We start from the raw sequence: 22367 nt of genomic DNA, 5'->3' as shown, positions 1-22367 counted from the left end.
GCAGAACGCACACGAGGATGCCGCTGACCTCGCCGGGGCAAAGCAAAACCCCCGTCATGTAGAAGCTAGACGAGGGTTTCTGGGCTGATTGTAATGATCAGCCTTGTGGCTCCGACCGGCATCGATCCGGTGACCTTTCGATTTTCAGTCGAACGCTCTACCAACTGAGCTACAGAGCCTCACGGCACAAGTGTCGTGATCTGATATGCGAAAGGCCCTCTCTGAGAAAGGGCCCGTCGCATCAGAGCGACCCTGACGGGACTTGAACCCGCGACCTCCGCCGTGACAGGGCGGCACGCTAACCAACTGCGCTACAGGGCCATAAAATATTAAGTTGTAGTGTGACCCCAACGGGATTCGAACCCGTGCTACTGCCGTGAAAGGGCAGCGTCCTAGGCCACTAAACGATGGGGCCGGAGTGGCAGGCTACCGAGGTAGTTGCTCCTTGCCGACACCCAAGCATAAGGGGATTTTTGCCCCAAAACCAAGTCGAGCGTGTATCTCGCGCGTGGCGCGCTCGGAATATGGTTGAAAATTCCTGATCAAACAGCCAATTAATCAAATGCAAAAAGTTTCACACTGATCTGCAGAGCGACACGCTGGTTCCGTCGTCGTCCGAACCAGGATGCAAAGTACCCCCGTTACAAATGTGACTGATGTTGTTAGTGTGGATGAGGTGACTGGCCCGCAGTCAAGGGAGTTTCTTGTGCCGATGACACATACTGATGACGAAACAGAAGAGAGCGGAACCGTGAAAAAGCGTCGTTCGCGCCGCGTTGGTGTCGTCGCTCGTCGCGCACTTTTCTCCACTCTCGCCGTCGCTGCACTTCTCGCGACCGGGCTCTCCGGCTTCGCTGCGCCTTCTGCCGATGCGGCCAACGTCGCTGCCGGCTACCCCACGTGGGAAGACGTGCAGAACGCCAAGAACAACGAGTCTCTGAAGGCGACCGAGATCGCCAACATTCAGACCCTGATTTCAACCCTGCAGACAAATGTCGAGGTGACGCAGGCTGCGTCCGTTGCCGCTGGCGACGCGTACTACGCGGCGCAGCAGGAATACCTCATGCAGGAATACCGTGCAACCGAACTGCAGACCCAGGCTGACGCCGAGGCGGCAGCGGCAACCGATGCCGAGACCAAGGTCGGTCAGGTCGCATCCCAGCTCTACCGCTCAGGTGGCGACGACACCGCGCTGAAGCTGCTGTTCTCTGAAGACAGCACCGACGCCGATCAGCTGCTTAACCAGCTCGGTCAGATGGACAAGCTGATGGAGCGCAATCAGACCGTCTATGACGACGCCGTGCTTGCTACCAACTCCGCACAGTCGTTGAGCGATCAAGCAAAGGTCGCTCGCGACGAACGTGACCGCCTGCAGAAGATTGCTGAAGACGCGTGGGTCACCGCCCAGGCTGCTGCTCAGGCCGCAGCCGATGCGCTCGCCGCGCAACAGTCAAACCTGATGACGCTGCAGGCTCAGCTCCTCGCCCTGCAAGACGAAACGACGAACGTCACGACGCAGTACGAAGCTGGCGTTGAGGCCGAGCGTCAGCGACTCGCAGCAGAGGAGGCAGCGCGCATTGCGGCTGCCGAAGAGGCGCGTCGCCGAGCGGAAGAAGAAGCCGCGAAGAACCCGCCGGCCACGACTCCCCAGCCGCCCGCGGCTGGGGGCGGCGGTGGCGGTGGCGGTAGCTCCGCCGGAACCGGCGGCTGGGTTCGCCCGAGCTACGGTAGCCGCACCTCCGGGTACGGACCGCGCTATTCGCAGTGTGGCCCGAGCTACTGCATGTCGAGCTTCCACCAGGGCGTCGACCTGGCGTCTGGTTGTGGCTCCGGCATCTACGCCGCACAATCCGGAACCGTGACGTACGCCGGCTACAACGGTGGCTACGGCAACTACGTGCGCGTCGACCACGGTGGTGGTACGAGCACCGGGTACGCACACATCCAGTCAGGCGGAATTCTGGTCAACTACGGCCAGTGGGTCAATGCTGGCGACCTCATCGCGCTTGAGGGCAACACCGGAAACTCGTTCGGCTGCCACGTTCACTTCGAGGTCTACATTTGGGGCAGCACCATTAACCCCATCGACTTCATGGCCGCACGCGGCATTTGGGTCTAATCCAGGCATCAATCCGATGTGCGCAATCCGCATGGAACCTGCGACACTAGGGCTGTGACTGCCAACATCGGAACACCCCAGCAAAAGGTCAAGTTTCAACGAGCTCACATGCTTGTCGAGCGCAAGGCGTACGACAAAGCAGAGGTGCTGTTCCGCGAGATTGTCGAGATCGACCCGAAGTCGATGATCGGTTGCCAGGCGTCTGTCTCATACGGTGAACTGCTGACGTTTACTGACCCGGATGCGGCTCAGGCCGTGCTCGAAGCAGCCGTTGAGAACATGGAAGCGTACCCCAACGAAGAGGTTCTCGACTGGGATCGCGAGCGCGCAGCTCAACTTCTTGCCGCCCTCGCCGAGGCCTAAAGCACGCACTGCTGAAACGCAGAACGGCCGCCCCGAAGGACGGCCGTTCTGACAGAAACTCTTAGAGAGTCGAGGGAGCCTCGCCCGAGCCCTGGGTCTTGGTCTGACCCTCGTGCTCGTCGAAGCGTTCGTAAGCTTCCTTCACCAGGCGCTCGGCCTCGGCAGCATCTGCCCAGTCGTCAACCTTGACCCACTTGTTGGGCTCGAGGTCTTTGTAGTGCTCGAAGAAGTGCGAGATTTCCTTGCGCGTGTACTCCGGAATGTCGTTGACATCCTGGATGTGGTCCCAACGCGGGTCGCCGGCCAGAACGGCAACAACCTTGTCGTCGCCGCCAGCTTCGTCGCTCATCTTGAGCACGCCAACGGGACGGACCGAAGCCATGACACCCGGGAACAGCTGCTGGTCAAGCAGCAGCATCACGTCGAGCGGGTCGCCGTCTTCGCCGAGGGTGTTCTCAAAGAATCCGTAGTCGGTGGGGTAACCAAAAACCGTGTACAGAACGCGGTCCAGGAACACGCGACCAGTACCGTGGTCAACCTCGTACTTCACGCGGCTACCGCGCGGAATCTCAATAACGGCGTCGTACGCGCCCATGCGTTTTCTCCTCAAAGAAGTGGAAGGGATGACACCAGACTACTGGCCTCGGCTGTGAACGTCGCACACCCGAAAGTCCGGATAGGGCAGATAAAGGGCAGATAGTGATTGGAACCGGGGGCTGGTGATCGGCGCGGCAGGTACCGTTGAGGGGTGCCTTCGTTGAGTCCTGCTGTCGCTGAAGTTCGTCGCGCCGTGCGCGCGGTTCTTGCTGATCGTGCGGGGGAGCGGGTGATCGTGGCGCTGTCTGGTGGCGCGGATTCGCTTGCTCTGGCTGCGGCGACTGCGCACGAAGCATCGAAGGCAGACGTCACCGTCACCACCGTTACCGTCGACCACGGATTACAAGAAGGATCGGCTCGCGTTGCTGAGCAGGCGGCGCACCAGGCGCGGGCGCTTGGCCTTGACGCGCGAGTCGTCTCAGCGACGGTCGAACGGAACCATCCGGATGGGCCAGAAGCGGCTGCGCGAGAGGCCCGCTATGGAGAGTTGGAGCGCGTAGCTGGGGAGCTCGCGGCGACCGCGATCCTGCTCGGACACACCCGTGACGACCAAGCAGAAACCGTACTTTTGGGACTTGCTCGTGGTTCCGGTGCAGGCAGCCTCATGGGGATGGCCCCAATTTCGGGACTTCGAGTGCGTCCGCTGCTTGATGTTTCACGAGAAACAACCCGGGCTGCGTGTGCCGCCGAGGGGCTCGAGGCGTGGAGCGATCCGCACAATACCGATCAGGCATACGCCCGGGTGCGGGTGCGTACGGCTGTGTTGCCTGTACTCGAAGCGGAGCTCGGCCCGGGGATTGCCGAGGCGCTCGCCCGCACGGCGGAGCAACTTCGTGAAGATCACGAGGCTTTCCAAGAGATGATCGACGAGACCATCGAAGACATTGTGGAGCCCGCAGAAGCAGGTATCGCGATCTCGGTCTCCGCTCTGGCGGCAAACCCGGCAGCGTTGCGCAACCGGATCATTCGGTACGTCGTCGCGAGCGAGTTTCACGTCAGCCTGACTCGCACTCAGACCCGTGAAGTCGCGCGCCTTGCGACCGACTGGTGCGGCCAGGGCCCGATCGACCTGCCCGGCTGTGCAGCGCGCCGCGAAGCGGGCAAAATCGTGATCGCCGCCCGCGCCTAGATTCCTTGGCCGTTTTCTCGTCGGCTCGCGAGTTTCGCAACGTTATGCAACAACGATGGGCCAAATTCCTGAGGGTTCGGCCGAATCTCCGCGACGCAACGTATTCCTTGCGACATAGCGCAGGGCAAGGAGCGACGGGAGCCGGAACCCCGGAGCCGGAACCACGGGGGCGGGTACGAAAAAGGTGGCGCACCCAGAAGGATGCGCCACCCGGAGTTCGTGCCACAGGGCCCGAACGGAGAAGTCTTACTTCTTGCCGCCGAAAAGGCCGCCGAGCAGGTCGGTGATGCCGCCGAGTGGGCCGCCGTCCTTCTTGCCGTCGCCATCAGCGTCGCCGCCACCGAGAACGCCGCTCAGCAGGTCGCCGATGCCGCCGGTGCTTGCATTGCCGCCACCGCCGCCGAGCAGGCCGCCGATAACGTCCATGATCCCGCCGCCTGCGGAGTCGCCAGACGGCTGGCTCTTGTTCTTTGAGAGCATGCCCATGATGATCGGGGCGAGCATCGGCAACAACTTACCGAAGTCGATACCGGCCGTCTTGTCGCTCTTGGTGAGCTCCTTCTCGACGGTCTCTTTCTTGTCACCAAAGATGTGGGTGAGGATCTTGCCGCCGTCAACAGCGTCGACTGAGGTGACGTCCACCGTCTCGCTCTGGCCGCTGTGCTTGCCAAGTGCCTTTTCGATGGCAGAGGCACCTTCGCTGGTCTGAGCGTTCTTCGCCAGTCCGCTCAGGATCGTCGCTGATCCTTCTTCTACAGCCTGCGAAGCCACTGCCGGGTCGACGCCGAACTGCTTGGCAATGTCATCAATCGGAAGCCTCTTGAGAATGTCGCTCAGACCCGTCATGGGGTTCCCCTTCGTTAAAATTTGCGCGTTCGGCGCAAGAGATTCATCGACAACTTATCGCCACTGTGGCGCACGATGGCGCGACGCACAAGGGCTCGCCCAGATTCGTGTCAGCCTGCGCACACGAGCACGGCATCCGCACATGCGCTGGGAGATGCCTAGAATTGGTTCATGCGTGCGGCAGATATTGCAGAGGACCTGACCACCGTTCTTGTGACTGAAGAGCAGATTTATGCTCGCCTGGCTGAATTGGGCCAGCAGGTCGCGAAGGATTATGAAGGAAAAGAGCTCGTGCTCGTGGGCGTGCTCAAGGGCGCGGTCATGGTCATGGCCGACTTCATGCGTGCGCTTCCGAAGCACGTCACGATGGACTGGATGGCCGTCTCCTCGTACGGTGCAAGCACCAAGTCGAGCGGTGTCGTGCAGATCCGCAAGGACCTCGACATCGACCTTGCTGACAAGCATGTTCTCATCGTCGAAGACATCATCGACTCCGGCCTGACGCTCGCGTGGTTGCTGGAAAACTTCGAGTCACGCGGTGCCGCCTCGATCGAGGTTCTCGCGCTACTGCGCAAGCCTGACGCCATGAAGGTTGAAATCAACAGCCGTTATGTTGGCTTCGACATTCCCAATGACTTCGTTGTCGGCTACGGCCTCGACTACGACGAGCGCTACCGCAACCTGCGCGACGTTGCCGTGCTCGCACCGCACGTCTACAGCTAAACCGAACAGCAGGTTCCGCCGCCATCAGAGGACGGAACCATAGCTGTTGCGTACGCCTTGGGCGAATCATCAGGCGCGCCATAGGGGCTGAGCGATAGCCTGGACAACAGCGCTTTTGGCGCGCACGCGAGAGAAGGGCCCTGGGGCGTCGCCCCGCACCATGAACGTGAAAAAGCTCATCAAGAGTCCGGTGACGATCATCCTGCTGATCGGCCTCATGCTGATCGTTGGGTTCAGTCTGTTCTCGTCGCTTGCCGCTGCCAAGCAGATCTCCACGCAGGAGGGTCTGCAGCTGCTGAAGGGCGACAGCGTCGTCGAGGTCGTGACCACCGACGGTGATCAGCGCGTCGACATGAAGCTGTCGAAGGAGTACGAGGGCGCGAAAGACGTCCAGTTCTACTACAACTCGGCGCGTGCTGACGAAGTGATCGCGGCGATCAACGAGTCTGACCCGAAGGACGGCTTCAACGACGTCGTGCCGCGGCCGAGCTTTCTTGACGGTCTGCTCTCGCTGATGATTCCGATCCTGCTGCTTGGTCTGCTGTTCTGGTTCCTGATGTCGTCTGCGCAGGGCGGCGGCGGCAAGATCATGCAGTTTGGCAAGTCGCGCGCGAAGCTCGTGTCGAAGGAGTCGCCGACCGTCACGTTTGATGACGTCGCGGGTGCCGATGAGGCCATCGAAGAGCTCGACGAAATTAAGGACTTCCTGCAAGACCCGGCCAAGTTCCAGGCCGTTGGCGCCAAGATCCCGAAGGGCGTGCTGCTGTACGGCCCTCCTGGAACAGGTAAGACGCTGCTTGCACGTGCTGTTGCCGGAGAAGCGGGCGTTCCGTTCTACTCGATCTCTGGTTCCGACTTTGTCGAAATGTTCGTCGGTGTCGGTGCCAGCCGCGTGCGTGACCTGTTCACGCAGGCGAAGGAAAACTCGCCAGCGATCATCTTCATCGATGAGATCGACGCCGTCGGTCGCCACCGCGGTGCCGGCATGGGCGGCGGCCACGATGAGCGTGAGCAGACGCTGAACCAGATGCTCGTGGAGATGGATGGCTTCGACCCGAAGCAGAACGTCATCGTCATCGCAGCAACCAACCGCCCCGACATTCTCGACCCGGCGCTGCTGCGCCCCGGCCGTTTTGACCGCCAGATTGGCGTGGATGCCCCTGACCTGAAGGGCCGCCTGCGCATTCTTGAGGTGCACGGCCGCGGCAAGCCGCTGGCCGACAGCGTCGACCTCGAAGTCGTCGCACGCAAGACGCCCGGCTTCACCGGCGCCGACCTGGCCAACGTACTCAACGAGGCAGCATTGCTGACGGCGCGCTCGAACGCGCAGCTCATCGATAACCGTGCCCTTGACGAGGCCATTGACCGTGGCATTGCCGGCCCGCAGCGCCGTAGCCGTGTCATGAAGGACCGCGAAAAGCTCATCACGGCGTACCACGAGGGTGGTCACGCGCTGGCCGCTGCCGCGATGAACTTCACCGATCCGGTCACGAAGGTGACGATCCTGCCGCGCGGTAAGGCTCTCGGCTACACGATGGTGTTGCCGTTAGATGACAAGTACTCCGTCACGCGCAACGAGCTGCAAGACCAGCTCGCCTACGCGATGGGTGGCCGTGTGGCCGAAGAGATCGTGTTCCATGACCCGACGACCGGCGCATCGAACGACATCGAAAAGGCGACAAACATCGCCCGCAAGATGGTCACCGAATACGGCATGACCACCGAGGTTGGCCCGGTCAAGCTGGGCTCTGCCAGTGGCGAGGTCTTCATGGGTCGCGACATGGGTCACGGCCGTGAGTACTCCGAGCGCGTTGCTGAGCGCGTCGACGCCGAGGTGCGCGCACTGATTGAGCGTGCGCACGATGAGGCGTACGCCGTACTCAACGACAACCGTGACATCCTCGACCTGTTGGCAGCCGAGCTGCTCGACAAGGAGACGCTCGATCACCTGCAGCTTGAAGAGATCTTCAAGAACGTGCGCAAGCTGCCTGTTCGTGAACAGTGGCTCTCCAGCGATGACCGCCCGGTGTCGACGTTGCCTCCGATTGAGGTGCCCACGAAGGTGGTTCCGGTGGAGTCGGTAGCCGAAATGGCTGACGCTGAGCCCGCACCCGTTGACGAAGATGGCGAAAAGCCGGAGGCCGTTGCTGAGGTTGCTGAGGCAATCGACGAGGCAGAAGCGGCTGCGGAGACGGTTGCGGAACCTGCGGAGGCTTCCGAGGAGCCGACGGTTGTCGAGGCGCCCCCGGTGCCGACGCTGCCCGATGCCGCCGTGGTTCCGCCGCGCCCTGATCTTCCTGAGCTTCCTGACGAACCGAAGAAGTGACATGGCCGTTGATCGCGCTCGCGTTGCGGAGCTCGTTCGCGAGCTGATTCTGGCGATCGGCGAAGACCCGGAGCGTCCGGGGCTGAGCGGAACCCCGGAGCGGGTCGCGACGACGTGGCAGGAGTTTTTCGGTGGCGTCGGGATGGACGAAACCGAGCCGCTGTCACACACGATTAGCGTGTCGCACGGACCGGCACCGGAGACCGTGCCTTCGGGTGCCGTGATTTTGCGGGACGTGCACTTCCGGTCGATGTGTGAGCATCACTTGTTGCCGTTCCTGGGGCGTGCGCACATCGCGTATCTGCCGGGCGATGATGTTGTGGGCCTGGGCGCGCTGCCAAAGGTGGTTGAGATTCTCGCTGCTCGTCCGCAAGTGCAGGAGCGGCTGGGCGAGCAGATTGCTGAGACGATCGCGACGACGCTCAACGCTCGCGGCGCTCTTGTCATTCTCGACGCGCAGCACCAGTGCGTCACCGCGCGCGGCGGCAAGCAGGTCGACGCAAGTACCGTGACGATTGCCGCACGCGGCGAGCTTGCTGAGCCTGCCGCCCGCGCCGAACTTATCGCGCTGATTGGCCGTGGCGCATGACCCAGCTCTGGGGCATCGTCAACGTCACACCCGATTCTTTCTCTGACGGTGGGCGTTATGCGTCGGTTGAAGCGGCGATCACACACGGCCGCGAACTGCTGGCCGCAGGCGCTCACGTTCTCGACATTGGTGGCGAATCCACGCGCCCTGGTTCCGAGCGCGTGCCTGTCGAGGTGGAACAGCACCGTGTGATTCCGGTTATTGAGGCTCTTGCGGCCGAGGGTGCGACGATCAGCATCGACACGATGAACGCTTCAACGGCCGCGGCCGCCGTGCGCGCTGGCGCTCGGTACGTCAACGATGTGGCAGGCGGCCTGGCTGACCCCGACATGTATGCGGCCGTCGCCGACAGCGGTGCCGACTACGTGCTCGGCCATTGGCGCGGCCCATCGAGCGACATGTATGCGCAGGCGCACTACACGAACGTGGGTGCGGAGGTCGCGGCGGAAGTTGCCGATCGCCTTGCCGGCGCGATTGCCGCAGGGATCGCACCAGAGCGCATCGTTGTTGACCCGGGCGTCGGGTTCGCGAAGACCGCCGAGCATAACTGGGCTCTCCTGCGAGAACTGAACCACGTGACTGGCCTCGGGCACCGCGTGCTCATCGGCACCTCTCGCAAACGCTTCCTCACGACGGCGCTCGGTGACAGCACAACCGAAGAGCAGCGCGACCTGGCTACGGCCGTGACGTCGGTATTGGCTGCTCAGGCCGGAGCTTGGGCCGTTCGCGTGCACAACGTCGCCGCGAGCCGCGATGCGCTCGCCGTCGCCCGCACCTGGCAAGGAGTCATCGATGACTGACCTCATCACCCTCACGGGTCTGCGCGTCTTTGGCCGCCACGGGGTGTTCGACTTTGAACGCGAAAACGGCCAGGAATTCGTCATCGACGTGACTCTGCGACTTGATCTCGCGGTTCCGGCCGCCTCCGATGATGTGCGTGACACCGTGCACTACGGCGAACTGGCCGACGCCCTCGCCGCGATTGTCGCGGGGGAGCCGGTGAATCTCATTGAGACTCTCGCCGAACGCCTCGCCACCGAAACGCTGCGTGATCAGCGCGTGCAGTGGTGTCGCGTCACGGTGCACAAGCCGCAGGCGCCGATCGAGCAGAGCTTCGCCGACGTCTCGGTCACGGTCGAGCGCGTGCAATCGAGTGCCGGAACCATTGGCGCACGTGACTCGGTTGCCTCAGCAGAAGCGGACGCTACATGAGGCGCCCCGGCCCGATCACTCCGCCGCCCGCTGGCGTTCGTCGCGCGCCGGTACGCGCTGTCGTTGCCCTCGGTTCCAATCTGGGAGATAGCGCCCAGATCATCGCAGATGCGAAGCGCGCGCTGGAGAAGCTCCCGTTGACGACCGAGGTAGCGATGGCTGATCCGATTGAATCGGTCGCGCTCACACTTGATGGTCTGGACGACACAAAGCCGGGCTATCTCAACACCGTCGCGCTTGTTACCACGACGCTCGCGCCGAGCATGTTGCTTGCGCACCTGCACGGCATCGAAAAGGAGCATGGGCGAGAGCGCATTGTGCGCTGGGGTGATCGCACACTGGATCTTGACCTGATCGCTTACGGCGACGTGCAGAGCGACGATCCGTACCTGCTGCTGCCGCACCCGCGCGCCGCTGAGCGTGATTTCGTCCTGGCACCGTGGCTGGCCCTCGACCCCGACGCCGAACTCATCGGCTTTGGTCGTGTCGCCGACCTACTGGCTGGTTTGCGGGGCGACGCGTGAAGCGCACCGGAACCGCCGCCCTGACGATTGCCGCCAGCGCCGGACTCATCGCTGGATTTCTCACCGACCAGGTGCTGACGTGGATGCGTCAGCCGACCTTTACGCCCGCATGGTCGTTGCCCATCGTTCTCGCGCTGCTGGCTGTCGCTTGCCTCTACTTTGCGTGGCCCGTAAGACGGCAACTAAAAGGCACCAAACCGGGCTCAGTTGACGCGATTCGCGCGTTTCGTACGGTGACATTGGCTCGGTCTGCGAGCTTGGTGGGTGCGGCCTCTGCTGGGTTCGGGCTGGGACTGTTGGCGTTCTTGTTGACCCGCCCGGTGCAGCCCCCGGTAGGCTCGGTCACGGTTGTTGGGGTGACCATTGGCGTTGCCGTCGTTCTCGTTGTCGCTGCCCTAATCGCCGAAAGTTTTTGCGTGCTGCCGAAGGATGATGATGACGACCCCTATGCAACCGACTCCTGAGCCGAATGCCCCTCAGCATCCACTCGCACCAGGGGGTGCTGCCGAGGAGCCCGACTCGGAGACGGCGCGCCCTGACGCACCTGCGCGGCCCGTGGTTCCGCCCGTCGCGCCCGCGCAGCCGGTGGTTCCGCCCGTCGCGCCCGCGCAGCCGACTGCGATGCCGTCAGACGCGCCGCATCCGGTGCTGGATGACGGAACCTTCACGACGCTGAAGACCGCACGCTCGGCGAAGCGGCTGGAGCTGGATGGTACGTGGCATCAGATCTCGCCAAAGTACGTGCGGGAGCAGTTGCTGGCAAACGGCCTGTTGTTGCTGATCCCGGCGGCGGCGGTCGTCGCGATGCTGCTTGATTTCATCCCCAATAACCCGTGGATTTGGATTCTGCTGGGGGCAGGTTCCGCCGTGCTGCTATTCACGATGATCATTACGCCGCGCCAAGCGCGCGCGATCGGCTACCGGCTGCGTGACGACGATCTGGTGTTCCGCAAGGGCATCTTGTGGCAGCGCATTGTTGCCGTGCCATACGGTCGCATGCAGCTCGTCGACATTTCGCATGGGCCGATGGACCGTGGTTTCGGTCTTGCCCAGCTCAAGATGGTGACGGCCGCCGCGACCACCGGTGTCACGATTCCGGGGCTCACGCAGGAAGCGGCAGAAGTGCTCCGCGACACCCTGATCGACGTCGCAGAAACTCGACGGACCGGCCTGTGAGTGACAACCTTTATCCGCCGCGATTGCCGGCGGACTCGCCACTTGTTCCGCTCGGTGACGTCCCACCCACGCAAGTCGATGGTTCCGCGTCGCCGTCCGGCCCCGCGTTGCAGAGCGATCTCAGTGATGGGCAATGGCATCGCCTTCATCCGCTGACCCCGCTGTTGCAGGGCGGGATCGTGCTGATTGTGCTTTTCGGTATCATCCTCAGCAACATGCAGGGGCGCCTGGTCGGCATCTTCTTTCCTGCCGACGATATCGACCAGTACGTGGACGAGTTCAACGCTGACCCGATCGACTGGGTGCTCGCCAACAACCTGTGGCTGGCTGCGCTCGGCGTGATTGCTGGTCTGTTGCTGGTGTTCATTGGCGGCTTCTATCTGTCGTGGCGGTTCCACAAGTTCCGCATTAGCGAAGCTGACGTTGAGGTCACGCAGGGCATTTTGTTCCGCAAGCACCGCCGTGCACCGCTGGACCGCGTGCAAGGCGTGAATCTCACGCGTCCCTTCATCGCGCGACTGATCGGGCTTGCCAAGCTTGAGGTGGTGGGTGCGGGCAACGATGCGAACGTGCCGCTGGAGTACCTCACGACGCGCAACGCTGAGCTGGTGCGTGCCGATATTTTGCGGCTAGCTTCGGGTGCTCGTGTGGCACGGGCGCAACAGCGTGGCGATGTCACGGCGGCACAGCGTGCGCACCTTCTTGACACGTTTGGGGCTGGTGTCACGGGACTCGTGAGCGGTGCTGAGACGCCGGTGGGCGAGCCCGAGAGTGTGGTGTCGATTCCGACTGGACGCCTGATTGGGTCGACGCTGGTCAGCACCAGTACGCTCGGTCTGATTGCGTTGGCTGCGGTCATTGTCGTGATGGTCAACATGACCGATCAGCCGTGGATCTTGTTCTCATTGGTGCCTGCGTTCTTGGCGATCGCCGGTGTGAATATCAGCCAGCTGTTCAAGTCTCTGCGGTATTCGATTGCGCCGACGCCCGATGGTGTTCGCGTGGTGTTTGGGTTGACCACGACTGTCACCGAGATCTTGCCTCCTGGTCGCGTGCATGCGCTTGCCGTGACGCAGTCGGTGCTGTGGCGGCCGTTTGGCTGGTATCGCGTTCGGCTGATTCGTCTCAGTGGTAAGAACATCAACCAGGGGCAGGTCGACCAGTTTCAGATTGCACTGCCCGTCGGCAAACGCGCCGACGTTGAGAAGGTGCTCTCGTTGCTCATGCCGGATGTCGCCGCGAGTGACTGGTCCTATGCGTTTGAACACGGCGCCAGGGGGCCTCGCACTGGCGATCCCTTCACTGTGACGCCGAAGCGCGCGTGGTTCATTCGCCCGCTGTCTTTCAAACGCAACGGATTTTTGATGCATCCGCGTGCCATCATGCTTCGCCGTGGCCAGATCTGGCGTTCGCTTGCGATCTTCCCGCTCGCCCGAGTGCAGAGCGTTGCGATGACGCAAGGGCCGATCGATCGCCTCCTGAGCGTTGGAACGCTGCAGGTGCATACCGTGATGGGCTCATTTACCGGCAACCTCGGGGCTATCGACCGCGACGCGTTGCTGAGCGTCTGGGCGCAGGCCGAGGCAGGCATTCTCGCCGCCGGGAACGACGACCACACGCACCGCTGGGGTGCCAGCGTCGTACACGAAGCGGAACCAGTGGGCCCCGTGTCGGTCGCGACTGCGGATCCGCAGATGGGGGAGACCGTATGACTCGCGAGGGACGGCTTGGTGTTGGTGTCATCGGTGCTGGTGTCGTTGGGCCCGTGATCGCGGCAGCGCTTGCGGGAGCGGGTCATGCCCTCACCGGCATCACACGGGGGGCGGAAGACGATCGCGTCAGCGCGATGCTTCCGGGCGTTCCGTTGCTGGAAGCCAAAGAGGTGTTGCGGCGCAGTGAACTGGTTGTGTTGGCGGTGCCCCACGATGAGCTGCCCGGTCTGGTGGCTGGTCTTGCACAAGTCGGTGCCTGGCAAATGGGGCAGCTCGTGATGCACGTCGATGCCGGCTATGGCGTGGAGGTTTTGCGCCCCGCGGCCGAGAAAGGTGCGATTCCGCTCGCTGTCCACCCCGCGATTACCTTTACCGGGTCTCGCATTGATTTGACGCAGTTGCAGTCGGCGTGGGCTGCCGTGACGGCGCCGGGCCCGGTGTTACCGATCGCGCAGGCGCTCGCGGTCGAGATGGGGTGTGAGCCGATCGTTGTCGAGGAGGCTGATCGCCCCGCATACGCCGAGGCTATTCAGACCGCGACGACGTTTTCCAGCGCGATCGTGCATCAGGCTTCCGACCTGTTGCGTGGCATCGGTGTGGAGAACCCCGGTGGTTATCTCTCCGCGCTGATTCGTTCCACGGTGGATCGGGCGCTGAGCGAAGCGACTCCTCGTGACCTGTCCGTCACTGACCTCGATGACTTCCTGGGCGACGATTGGGATGAGGGATCCGACGAGGACTAAGCGGCATCGTCCTACGGTCGGGTGCACAGGTTCCGCTCGGTAGACTGAGGGTTGACTTTTTTGAGGAGATCGCATGTCTGACCAGCAGTCCGCTGAGCCCACCGAGCCCACTGAAGAAGACATCTTCGAGCAGAAGGCCGTTCGTCTGGCGAAGCGCGCGAAGCTGATCGAGCAGCGGGACAGCCTCGCTGGTGGCGCGTATCCTGTGACGGTTCCGGTCACCACGACCATCGCTGCCCTCCGTGCTGAGTATGGCGAGTTGGAAACTGACACCGCCACGGGCGTCACGGCTGCCGTTGCTGGCCGCGTCGTTTTCAGCCGCAACACCGGAAAGCTCTGCTTCGCGACGCTGCAGGCGGGCGATGGTTCGCGTATTCAGGCGATGGTTTCGCTGGCAAACGTGGGCGAAGAGTCCCTTGCTTCGTACAAGGAACTCGTTGACCTTGGTGACCACGTGTTCGTCTCGGGTGAGGTTATTTCTTCGCGTCGTGGCGAGCTGTCGATCATGGTGAATGAGTGGCAGATTGCGTCGAAGGCGATCCTGCCGCTGCCGAACATGTACTCGGATCTGAGCGAAGAGACGCGTGTTCGTAGCCGCTTCCTCGACCTGATCGTTCGTGACCGTGCTCGTGAGAATGCGGTGGCTCGTGCGAAGACCAACGCATCGTTGCGTGCCACGTTTGCGAAGCACGGCTTCCTTGAGGTTGAGACCCCGATGCTTCAGGTGCAGCACGGCGGTGCTTCGGCTCGTCCGTTCGTGACGCACTCGAACGCATTCGACACTGAGCTGTACTTGCGTATCGCGCCGGAGCTGTACCTCAAGCGTGCCGTCGTTGGTGGCTTGGATCGCGTCTTTGAGATCAACCGCAACTTCCGCAATGAGGGTGCTGACTCGACGCACAGCCCGGAGTTCGCGATGTTGGAGGCTTACCAGTCGTATTCCGACTACAACGGTATTGCTGATCTGACACAGGAGCTCATTCAGGATGCGGCTATTGCTGTCTCGGGTTCGACGACGGTGACGTGGGCTGACGGTACCGAGTTTGATCTGGGCGGTCAGTGGGATCGCATTTCGATGTACGACTCGCTGTCGGAGGCTGCTGGCGTGACGATCACGCCGGAAACGTCGCTCGCCGACCTGAAGGCGTTGGCCGACAAGGAAGGCGTTGACGTCCCCGAGAAGGTGGCGACGCATGGCAAATATGTCGAAGAGCTGTGGGAGCACTTCGTGAAGGGTGACCTTGAGCGCCCCACGTTCGTGATGGACTTCCCGGTCGACACCAGCCCGTTGGTGCGTGAGCACCGTAGCATTCCGGGTGTTGTCGAGAAGTGGGACCTCTATGTTCGCGGCTTTGAGCTGGCGACCGGATATTCCGAGCTGATTGACCCGGTGATTCAGCGTGAGCGTTTCGTCGAGCAGGCGAAGCTTGCGGCTGCTGGTGACGATGAGGCCATGCGGGTTGATGAAGAGTTCTTGCGTGCGCTTGAGCACGCGATGCCGCCGTCGGGTGGCATGGGTATGGGGATTGACCGTTTGCTGATGGCCATCACGGGTCTTGGCATTCGCGAGACGATCCTCTTCCCGCTTGTGAAGTAGCCATCGGCTATCCAGCAGGCGCACTCAGCTTCGGCGGGTGCGCCTGCTGCGTTTCTGCCGAGGAGACGGCAGATGGTCCGGATCCGCAGTGTAATCCGGAACGTCCGCGATGCGATGCGAGCTAAGGCGAGGGAAGCCAGGTGCGGGGAAGTTAGCTGCGGGGAAGCTAGGTGGCTGCCAGGGGCGCGCAACACCGTTAGGCGGCGATGTCGTATCGGGCGCGGCCGCCGAGGCGTGGGGTTTGTGTCGGGTCGACGGTGGCGGGTGGGATGATCCACACTTTCGAGGTGCGTTTCGTGCCGTCGACGCGGATGTTCCAGCCATTGTCGTGAATACGGTGGTGGCAACTGGTGCAGAGCAGGACACCGTTGTTGAGGTCGGTTGGGCCGGTGTCTCGGTGCCACCATCTCATGTGATGTGCTTTTGTCATTTGCGGTGGGAGCCCGCACATCACGCATCCGCCGTCTCGTTCAACGAGCGCGAGGCGTTGCGCCTTCGTGAAGAGTCGCTTTTCACGACCCCAATCGAGAATCTCACCATCCGACCCGAGGACAGCGGGGATAACACCACCACTCGCGGCCATTTGCCTGCAGGTGCTGATGCTGATCGGCTGGTCGGTGCCGTCGATCGTCGCGACACCAGTGCCGGCGGTGAGGTCATCAAGGCTCACGCGGACAATGACGGTCGCGCCGGTGAGGGGGAGTTCGTTGTTGTCGCATCCGGTGATGTGCTCGCAGATTGCGGTGAGGGCGTCGGCTTGCAGTTGCGCGACGGTGCGACGATCGTCACCCGGCATCGCCCATCCCTCGGGAGCGTCCCCGGCCGCGGCAGTTCCCACATCATTCGGGACGTCAGAGCCCGTGGCGGTGCCTTCGCATGTGTCACTGTGACCGGCGTTGGCGTTGGGGTTGGTGTTGTGGGCTTGGAAGGTCGCGGTGACCCAGGCTTGGATCGCGTTCTTGATCGGTGCGCCCGACGCGACATCGGTGCGGAAATTCACGAACAGGGACCCGTCACGCTCAAACATGGTCAGTGACCGGCTGGCGCGGGCCTCATCTTCACGTGGTTCGACACCGTCGGGGTTTAGCCAGGCTTCGGCGCGGGTGACGAGTTTGCGGACGTCGTCACACGATAACCCTGCCGCCCCCTCCACCAGAAGAGTCTCGGCTTCACCGATCTGTTCGATGCTGGCGTGCAGGCGGGCACGGTCCAGCATCCCGACGATGAGCGATCCGGCGGCCGCGGCAATCGTGCCCCGCTGTAACGCGTCTTGCACTGCCGGATACTTCGGCGGCAACTTCTCACCGAGCAGGTTCGACCGCGGCGCGGTCGCTTTACCTAGTTTTGTGAGCTTTGACGCATCGCCGGTCGTGCCACCGGTGGTTGCCGCGATCAGCGTCGCCGAGTTTCGAAAACCCTGCTGCTTCGCGAGACCATCCGGCCCCAACTCGGGCCGGGATTCATGCTCGATTCCTGCAGCGACTTCCGCGCGGAGTCCATCAAAGCGTCGTTGCAATGTTCCCATCGCCGCATTCACCGCCAGTAACTGCGTGCGGTCTAAATCGGTGCCACATTCCGCATCGCACCACGCCGACTCGAGCGCCGCAACGGCTTCGAGAAGAGGGGTGAGATGTGGATTGGTCATACCCCCATTTTAGAATACAGCTTCGAATGACGCAAGGGTTTTATGAAGAAAGTTGCATTTGAGTATAGGAGCTAGGTTCTAGTGAATTTGGCAAGTTGCGGAGAGGCCGCATAAGCTCGGCACGCCTCACCCGCGCGCCCCGAACCGCAGCCCACGCACCCCACCCCCGCAGCCCACGCACCGTCACCCCGCCCTCGAACCGCCACCCCGCCCACGCCACGTCCCCGTCCACGCACCGACCCGCCGCCACACGCGCCCGATCGCGACGACACGGCCGCATCACACGTCACTTCCGGCGGTTCTCGGCGGGGAATGCCCACAGGGGCAGGTGCCCGTTCGCGCACAGGGTGGCAACGATCTGGGACAACCCGTGACCCGGGTCTGCTCGCAGTGCCTTCTGCGCGTAGGTGGCGGCATGCGTCGACATGCCCAGCGCCCAACTGATCCAGGCCGCGCAGGCGAGGGGAGCTGCGCGACCACGGCCCGACGCGCACGCGGCAAGTTGGCGCACGCGCCGCAAGGCGGCCTGCAATCGAGCAGCATCCGGAGCGGGGCCCTCGCCCATCAGGAAGAGCGTTTCGGGTGCATCGGGAGCACCGTCGAGCCAATCGAGTTGAAACTCAAGCACCTCGTCGGCGGAGTCAGCGTCGTAGCACCACTGCGACAGTGCAACATCACGAAGCGATGGTCGGCTGAGTAGCCACAACAGGAGCGCGTCATCGCCGACGCTGCCACGTTGTCCTTCGACGGCAGATTCGAAAACCTCGTGCATACGGTCAAATCGTTCGACCAGATCGCGGGGTGAGGCATCCCGCGAGGCATGATCCAAACGTGCCAACTCGGACCGGATCGCTCGCATACGCTCGGCATCAACTCGCGGCAGCCTGGTTCCACTCGACTGATTAGCCTTCGGCTTCGGGCCCCCAACATCGGGGGCATCGCCGATCTCGCTGTGCGGGTGAACGGTCTCATCTGACTCGCTGAACCACCCGTTCTGCGCCACGATGATCACGTCACCGAGGTCAATCCCGCACGCATCGGCTGTGAGCCGAATCGCGTTAGCCAAAGGGGCAAAGGGGTTCGCGTCTGGTAGCGCTACGGAAGTTTCGGCATAGACGACGACAATCATGCCCGACGTCTCTTCCAGCCGGCAGACGATGCCGAGCGCAGAAGCCGCGAATTGCTGAGGCTGGATGACCGGGAGATCGAAGCGAAACAGCCCGACCGAGGTGCTGCCGGCGAACGGCAGGATAACGACGGAGTCGGCTGGTGTGTACCCTGCCATCGTCGGAATGGCCGAAAGGAGATCGGCAACAGAATGTGCTCGAAACGTTGTTGTCATGGTGTCAGCGTGAATGATCAGCGGGTGGCGGAACCATGCGGTGCGCTGGCGGTGGACAAGGTCGCGAAAACCGCGGGTTGGGGAGGAACCGGTGATCGGCTCGACACTCAGGTATCAACGGTAGACTTCCGGTATGGATCCCTACTGGTCACAGGTCGTCTGGTCGCTGTTGCCGACCCTTGCGGTATGCGTGATCTTCTTCTTCATTCTGCGGTCGATCGTGCGGATGGATCGCAAGGAGCGTTCCACCTACGCTGACATCGAAGCGCAGGAGCGCGCGGCGCGCGGACTCCCGCCAAAAGCAAACTAGCCGGGTTTGTCGCTTCCGACCACTACGCTTGGGCGTAAGTGGAAGGCGGGGTATGGACATCTCGTGGTGGCTCGTTGCGGTCTTTGTTATTGACCTAGCCATTCGTATTACAGCCATCATTGTGGTTCCACGCAATCGCCGTCCAACGGCCGCGATGGCGTGGTTGCTGGCGATTTACTTCATCCCATTTGTCGGGGTGTTCCTCTTCCTCCTCATCGGCAACCCGCGGCTGCCTCGCGCCCGCAGGCGCAAGCAGGAGCGCATTAACGAGTACGCCCGCGAAGCGGCATCTCAAATCGAAGGCGGCACTCTTCGCCCCAACCCGCCGCCCTGGTTTCCCTCTGTTGTGCGGATGAACTCGACTCTCGGGGCGCTTCCGTTGGTGGGTGACAACGACGCGCACCTCATCTCCGACTACCAGGAGAGCCTGGACGCGATGGCCGATGAGATTCGTCGTGCCGAGAAATTCGTCTACATCGAGTTCTACATTTTCCAGTCGGATGTAGCGACGGACAACCTGTTCCGAGCGATGGAAGAGGCATGCGCCCGTGGTGTGACCGTACGCGTTTTGCTTGACCACTGGGCAAACCGCTGGAAGCCTTTCTACAGGGCCACCCTCCGTCGCCTCGACGCGATGGGCGCTGACTGGCACCTCATTCTGCCCGTGCAGCCACTCAAGGGCAACACGCAGCGCCCCGACCTGCGCAATCACCGCAAGCTCCTGGTCGTGGACGGACTCGTTGCCTACCTCGGTTCGCAAAACGTCACAGACTCCACCTACAACCTCCCCAAAAACATCAAGCGTGGGTTGCACTGGGTTGATCTGATGGTTCGGCTCGAAGGCCCCGTCGTCACGAGCGTGCTCGCTGTCTTCCTGTCGGACTGGTACTCCGAGACCGATACCGTGCCCGACGACGGTTCCGAGGTCGCGGTGCCGAGCCCCACGGGCGACCTGGACTGCCAGGTGGTTCCGTCTGGCCCCGGATTCGAATTCGAAAACAACAAGCGCATGTTCGTCGAATTGCTGCACGCGGCCCAAAAGCGCATCACCATCATCAGCCCCTACTTCGTGCCAGATGGGGCGGTGCTCGATGCCATTACCTCTGCGACGGCGCGCGGCGTTGCCGTTGAACTCTTCGTGTCGGAAGAGGGCGACCAGGCCCTCGTCTACCACGCACAGCGAAGCTACTACGAAGCGCTCCTTCGGGCAGGTATCACCATTTGGATGTACCAAAAGCCGTACATCCTGCACACCAAGGGCCTCACGATCGACGACGAGGTTGCGGTGATCGGCTCGAGCAACATGGACATGCGCTCGTTTGGTTTGAACCTCGAAATCTCGCTGCTTGTGCGCGGCGAGGAGTTCATTCGCGAACTCGACGAGGTTGCCAGTGAGTATCGCCGGCTCAGCCGTCAACTCACGGCGGAAGAATGGGCAAAGCAGCCGCTTCGCTCGACCGTCTTGGACAACCTGGCGCGCCTCACGTCCGCTCTCCAGTAATCGTCTCAAGCCTGAGGAAACCTCTCGGCAATGCCCCGTGGTTCCGCATAATTCCGCGGATTTTTCCGATACGGAACCAGGGGGCGCGCGAGCGCTTTTGTCGCTACCTTTAGAGCATGCGCACTCGATTGATCCTCACAGCTTCTGTTCTCGGCCTCGCCGCGCTCCTCAGTGGATGCGCGACGACGGCAGCAACCTCGCCGACGAACTCGCCCGATGCGACGACGGCCCCCACAGAAAACCCCGAAGAGACGACCACTCCGGAAGCGGACTTCACCGCCGGTTGGTTGGCATCCGGAACCATGATTGGCGTCGTCACGACCGGAAGCAGCACGTGCGTGCCGATCGTCGAGAGCGTTGAGGGCTCGGGCGACACCGTCACCGTGACCCTCGCCGACCCGGAGCCCAGCACGCCGTGCACGCGCGATCTGCAGCCGCGCATCACGGGCGTTGGCCTGCCTGAGGGCGTCGACGCCACGAAGCCGCTCGTGCTCGACGTCACCTACAACGACATCACCGCATCGATTGATCTCGCGGCGTCGACGGCCCCCGCTACCGACCCGCTCGAAATGGCACCCTCGGCCGGCTACGCAGGTCCGAACACCATCGGACTTGTCACATACGGGTCATCGACGTGTGTTCCGACGGTGGAATCGGCCGAGCCTGGCGATGACGCTTCAAACCTGGTCGTGACGTTCGCGACCCCCGACGCCAACAAGCCGTGCACGATGGACATGGCTTCGCGCGTCACCGTTGTGCACGCCGATTCGGGCGTCAAGACCCTCACGGTCGTGGACGCCGGAACCGAGACCGCAGTGGACGTGCTCGCCAACGGCTTCTAAAACACGAGCGATCCGCCACGCTCAGCATCGCTGCGTGTGGCGGATTTGTGTTTCACAGACGCGGTTCCGATGCGTTCTTCTGATTCGCCGGAATCATGACAGTGACAGCACCTGGTTCGACGTAACAGCGCAACCGCACCGCCTCGCCAAACTCGTCGCCATCGAGCTCAATCGGTTGTGGTTCCGTCGCAACAGCTTCCAACCAGCGCCCCTGCAAAAAGTGCACGTGCGTGGAGTTTCCTGCCCGACGTTTGGCGAGGGTTCGCCCCGCACGGAAGCGCCTGAGCACGCTGTGATCCCACCAAACCGTGCGCCATACGAAGAGCCAGCCAAACATTCCGGTGGGCTTGAAAACGGCGACGTCGAGTAAACCGTCGGTAATCGACGCGTCTGGCAGCAGTGCGATGCCGCCCGGGAGCTGACCGCAGTTCGCGAACAATATGCTGTGAACCTTGCCGCTGTGTTCGCGATGACCAGCCAATTGATACGTCGCCCTAAACGGCTTTGCATCCTTCAGTGAGCGCGCGGCACCACTGACGTACGCGATCCACCCCACCCGCTTTTTCATCTTCGCGCTGGTGTTCTGGATCATTGCGGCGTCGAGACCGATACCGGCCATCACGACAAAGCCATGGCGCTCCGTATGACCACCCGCGCGATCCACATCGGCAAAGCCCACATCGACGGGAGTGGGGGTTCCGCTGAAAGCCGCGGCAATGGCCTCCTGTGGTCGGCCGAGAGGCAGATGAAGGTTGCGGGCGAGGAGATTTCCGGTGCCGCTCGGAACAATCGTGAGGGGAACGCCGGAATCAGCCAGCGCCTCCATCACGGCGCGCACGGTTCCATCGCCTCCCGCAACAAGGATGTGTGAAGCGCCCATCCCTAAGGCTTCAGCGGTCACCTTTTGACCGAGATCGTCAACGGTCGTCTCGAGGAACAGCGGGGTTCCCCAGTCCGCTTCAGCAGATTGTTGGAGCAGCTCTTCGGAGAGCGCGGAGAAATCAACCTTGATCGGGTTGTAGATCAGAGCGGCCCTCTGAGAACCAGCACTCACAGCGTCAGACATGGGGC

General features: G+C 62.4%; 22 protein-coding genes and 3 tRNA genes. 17 read left to right on the top strand and 8 right to left on the bottom strand.

Annotated elements, in window-relative coordinates; translation table 11 throughout:
* Positions 1-106: 106 nt before the first annotated feature.
* The 3 genes from KTJ77_RS11075 to KTJ77_RS11065 form a co-directional block, all read right to left on the bottom strand.
* Positions 107-179, bottom strand: a tRNA-Phe gene (locus KTJ77_RS11075).
* Between the two features lie 68 nt (positions 180-247).
* Positions 248-321 (bottom strand) — tRNA-Asp (locus KTJ77_RS11070).
* 21 nt (positions 322-342) lie between these two features.
* A tRNA-Glu gene (locus KTJ77_RS11065) sits at positions 343-415 on the bottom strand.
* 234 nt (positions 416-649) lie between these two features.
* Between KTJ77_RS11065 and KTJ77_RS11060 the strand changes: the two genes are divergently transcribed.
* Together KTJ77_RS11060 and KTJ77_RS11055 are read left to right on the top strand one after the other, a co-directional pair.
* On the top strand, positions 650-2119 hold the full coding sequence (locus KTJ77_RS11060; RefSeq protein ID WP_367948909.1) for a M23 family metallopeptidase: 1470 nt from the start codon (positions 650-652) through the stop codon (positions 2117-2119).
* A gap of 54 nt (positions 2120-2173) precedes the next feature.
* Positions 2174-2482: a M48 family metallopeptidase gene (locus KTJ77_RS11055; RefSeq protein WP_217338602.1), complete on the top strand. Its 309-nt coding sequence runs from the start codon at positions 2174-2176 to the stop codon at positions 2480-2482.
* Positions 2483-2543: 61 nt separating this feature from the next.
* On the opposite strand, the gene KTJ77_RS11050 is transcribed toward KTJ77_RS11055, so the two are convergent.
* Positions 2544-3077, bottom strand: coding sequence for an inorganic diphosphatase (locus KTJ77_RS11050; protein WP_217338601.1), 534 nt, complete (start codon positions 3075-3077; stop codon positions 2544-2546).
* Positions 3078-3230: 153 nt separating this feature from the next.
* On the opposite strand from KTJ77_RS11050, the gene tilS reads away from it, so the two are divergent.
* Positions 3231-4208: a tRNA lysidine(34) synthetase TilS gene (gene tilS, locus KTJ77_RS11045; protein WP_217338600.1), complete on the top strand. Its 978-nt coding sequence runs from the start codon at positions 3231-3233 to the stop codon at positions 4206-4208.
* A 246-nt stretch (positions 4209-4454) separates the two neighbouring features.
* Here tilS and KTJ77_RS13605 read toward each other — a convergent pair whose 3' ends face one another.
* The gene (locus KTJ77_RS13605; RefSeq protein ID WP_217338599.1) at positions 4455-5054 is read right to left on the bottom strand and encodes a DUF937 domain-containing protein; all 600 of its coding nucleotides are present in this window, start codon (positions 5052-5054) and stop codon (positions 4455-4457) included.
* Between the two features lie 171 nt (positions 5055-5225).
* Between KTJ77_RS13605 and hpt the strand changes: the two genes are divergently transcribed.
* The 11 genes from hpt (at position 5226) to lysS (ending at position 15656) form a co-directional block, all read left to right on the top strand.
* Complete coding sequence (hpt, locus tag KTJ77_RS11035; protein ID WP_217338598.1) at positions 5226-5777, top strand: hypoxanthine phosphoribosyltransferase; 552 nt, start codon at positions 5226-5228, stop codon at positions 5775-5777.
* 160 nt (positions 5778-5937) lie between these two features.
* Positions 5938-8103: an ATP-dependent zinc metalloprotease FtsH gene (gene ftsH, locus KTJ77_RS11030; protein ID WP_217338597.1), complete on the top strand. Its 2166-nt coding sequence runs from the start codon at positions 5938-5940 to the stop codon at positions 8101-8103.
* A 1-nt stretch (position 8104) separates the two neighbouring features.
* Complete coding sequence (gene folE, locus KTJ77_RS11025) at positions 8105-8692, top strand: GTP cyclohydrolase I (RefSeq protein ID WP_217338596.1); 588 nt, start codon at positions 8105-8107, stop codon at positions 8690-8692.
* Positions 8689-9492 (top strand): dihydropteroate synthase, encoded by an 804-nt coding sequence (gene folP / locus KTJ77_RS11020; RefSeq protein ID WP_217338595.1) that lies wholly within the window; start codon positions 8689-8691, stop codon positions 9490-9492. Before folE ends, folP begins: the two co-directional genes overlap by 4 nt.
* The gene (gene folB / locus KTJ77_RS11015) at positions 9485-9904 is read left to right on the top strand and encodes a dihydroneopterin aldolase (RefSeq protein ID WP_217338594.1); all 420 of its coding nucleotides are present in this window, start codon (positions 9485-9487) and stop codon (positions 9902-9904) included. Before folP ends, folB begins: the two co-directional genes overlap by 8 nt.
* Positions 9901-10428: a 2-amino-4-hydroxy-6-hydroxymethyldihydropteridine diphosphokinase gene (folK, locus tag KTJ77_RS11010; RefSeq protein WP_217338593.1), complete on the top strand. Its 528-nt coding sequence runs from the start codon at positions 9901-9903 to the stop codon at positions 10426-10428. The genes folB and folK overlap by 4 nt, the downstream gene beginning before the upstream one ends.
* Positions 10425-10892 carry a DUF3180 domain-containing protein gene (locus tag KTJ77_RS11005; RefSeq protein WP_217338592.1) on the top strand — a complete coding sequence of 156 codons (468 nt, stop codon included), beginning with the start codon at positions 10425-10427 and terminating at the stop codon, positions 10890-10892. Before folK ends, KTJ77_RS11005 begins: the two co-directional genes overlap by 4 nt.
* 157 nt (positions 10893-11049) lie before the next feature.
* Entirely contained in the window at positions 11050-11604 is a 555-nt protein-coding gene (locus tag KTJ77_RS11000) for a PH domain-containing protein (RefSeq protein ID WP_217338861.1), read from the top strand.
* The gene (locus tag KTJ77_RS10995; protein WP_217338591.1) at positions 11601-13316 is read left to right on the top strand and encodes a PH domain-containing protein; all 1716 of its coding nucleotides are present in this window, start codon (positions 11601-11603) and stop codon (positions 13314-13316) included. The genes KTJ77_RS11000 and KTJ77_RS10995 overlap by 4 nt, the downstream gene beginning before the upstream one ends.
* Positions 13313-14059 carry a DUF2520 domain-containing protein gene (locus KTJ77_RS10990; RefSeq protein WP_217338590.1) on the top strand — a complete coding sequence of 249 codons (747 nt, stop codon included), beginning with the start codon at positions 13313-13315 and terminating at the stop codon, positions 14057-14059. Before KTJ77_RS10995 ends, KTJ77_RS10990 begins: the two co-directional genes overlap by 4 nt.
* Positions 14060-14132: 73 nt before the next feature.
* Complete coding sequence (gene lysS, locus KTJ77_RS10985) at positions 14133-15656, top strand: lysine--tRNA ligase (protein ID WP_217338589.1); 1524 nt, start codon at positions 14133-14135, stop codon at positions 15654-15656.
* Positions 15657-15852: 196 nt separating this feature from the next.
* Here lysS and KTJ77_RS10980 read toward each other — a convergent pair whose 3' ends face one another.
* The gene (locus KTJ77_RS10980) at positions 15853-17301 is read right to left on the bottom strand and encodes an HNH endonuclease signature motif containing protein (protein ID WP_217338588.1); all 1449 of its coding nucleotides are present in this window, start codon (positions 17299-17301) and stop codon (positions 15853-15855) included.
* A gap of 286 nt (positions 17302-17587) precedes the next feature.
* Complete coding sequence (locus tag KTJ77_RS10975) at positions 17588-18643, bottom strand: DUF4192 family protein (protein WP_217338587.1); 1056 nt, start codon at positions 18641-18643, stop codon at positions 17588-17590.
* 133 nt (positions 18644-18776) lie between these two features.
* Between KTJ77_RS10975 and KTJ77_RS10970 the strand changes: the two genes are divergently transcribed.
* The 3 genes from KTJ77_RS10970 (at position 18777) to KTJ77_RS10960 (ending at position 21296) form a co-directional block, all read left to right on the top strand.
* The gene (locus KTJ77_RS10970) at positions 18777-18953 is read left to right on the top strand and encodes a hypothetical protein (RefSeq protein ID WP_217338586.1); all 177 of its coding nucleotides are present in this window, start codon (positions 18777-18779) and stop codon (positions 18951-18953) included.
* 52 nt (positions 18954-19005) lie between these two features.
* Positions 19006-20454: a cardiolipin synthase gene (gene cls, locus KTJ77_RS10965; RefSeq protein WP_217338585.1), complete on the top strand. Its 1449-nt coding sequence runs from the start codon at positions 19006-19008 to the stop codon at positions 20452-20454.
* A 116-nt stretch (positions 20455-20570) separates the two neighbouring features.
* The gene (locus tag KTJ77_RS10960; RefSeq protein WP_217338584.1) at positions 20571-21296 is read left to right on the top strand and encodes a hypothetical protein; all 726 of its coding nucleotides are present in this window, start codon (positions 20571-20573) and stop codon (positions 21294-21296) included.
* A 52-nt stretch (positions 21297-21348) separates the two neighbouring features.
* On the opposite strand, the gene KTJ77_RS10955 is transcribed toward KTJ77_RS10960, so the two are convergent.
* Positions 21349-22362, bottom strand: coding sequence for a diacylglycerol kinase family protein (locus KTJ77_RS10955; protein ID WP_217338583.1), 1014 nt, complete (start codon positions 22360-22362; stop codon positions 21349-21351).
* Positions 22363-22367 lie beyond the last annotated feature (5 nt).

Origin of the sequence: Microbacterium sp. NC79 (genome assembly GCF_019061125.1) — a bacterium.
GTDB lineage: Bacteria > Actinomycetota > Actinomycetes > Actinomycetales > Microbacteriaceae > Microbacterium.
The sequence above is the reverse complement of the archived record's forward strand: the minus strand, read 5'-3'. Positions and strand labels throughout refer to the sequence as shown.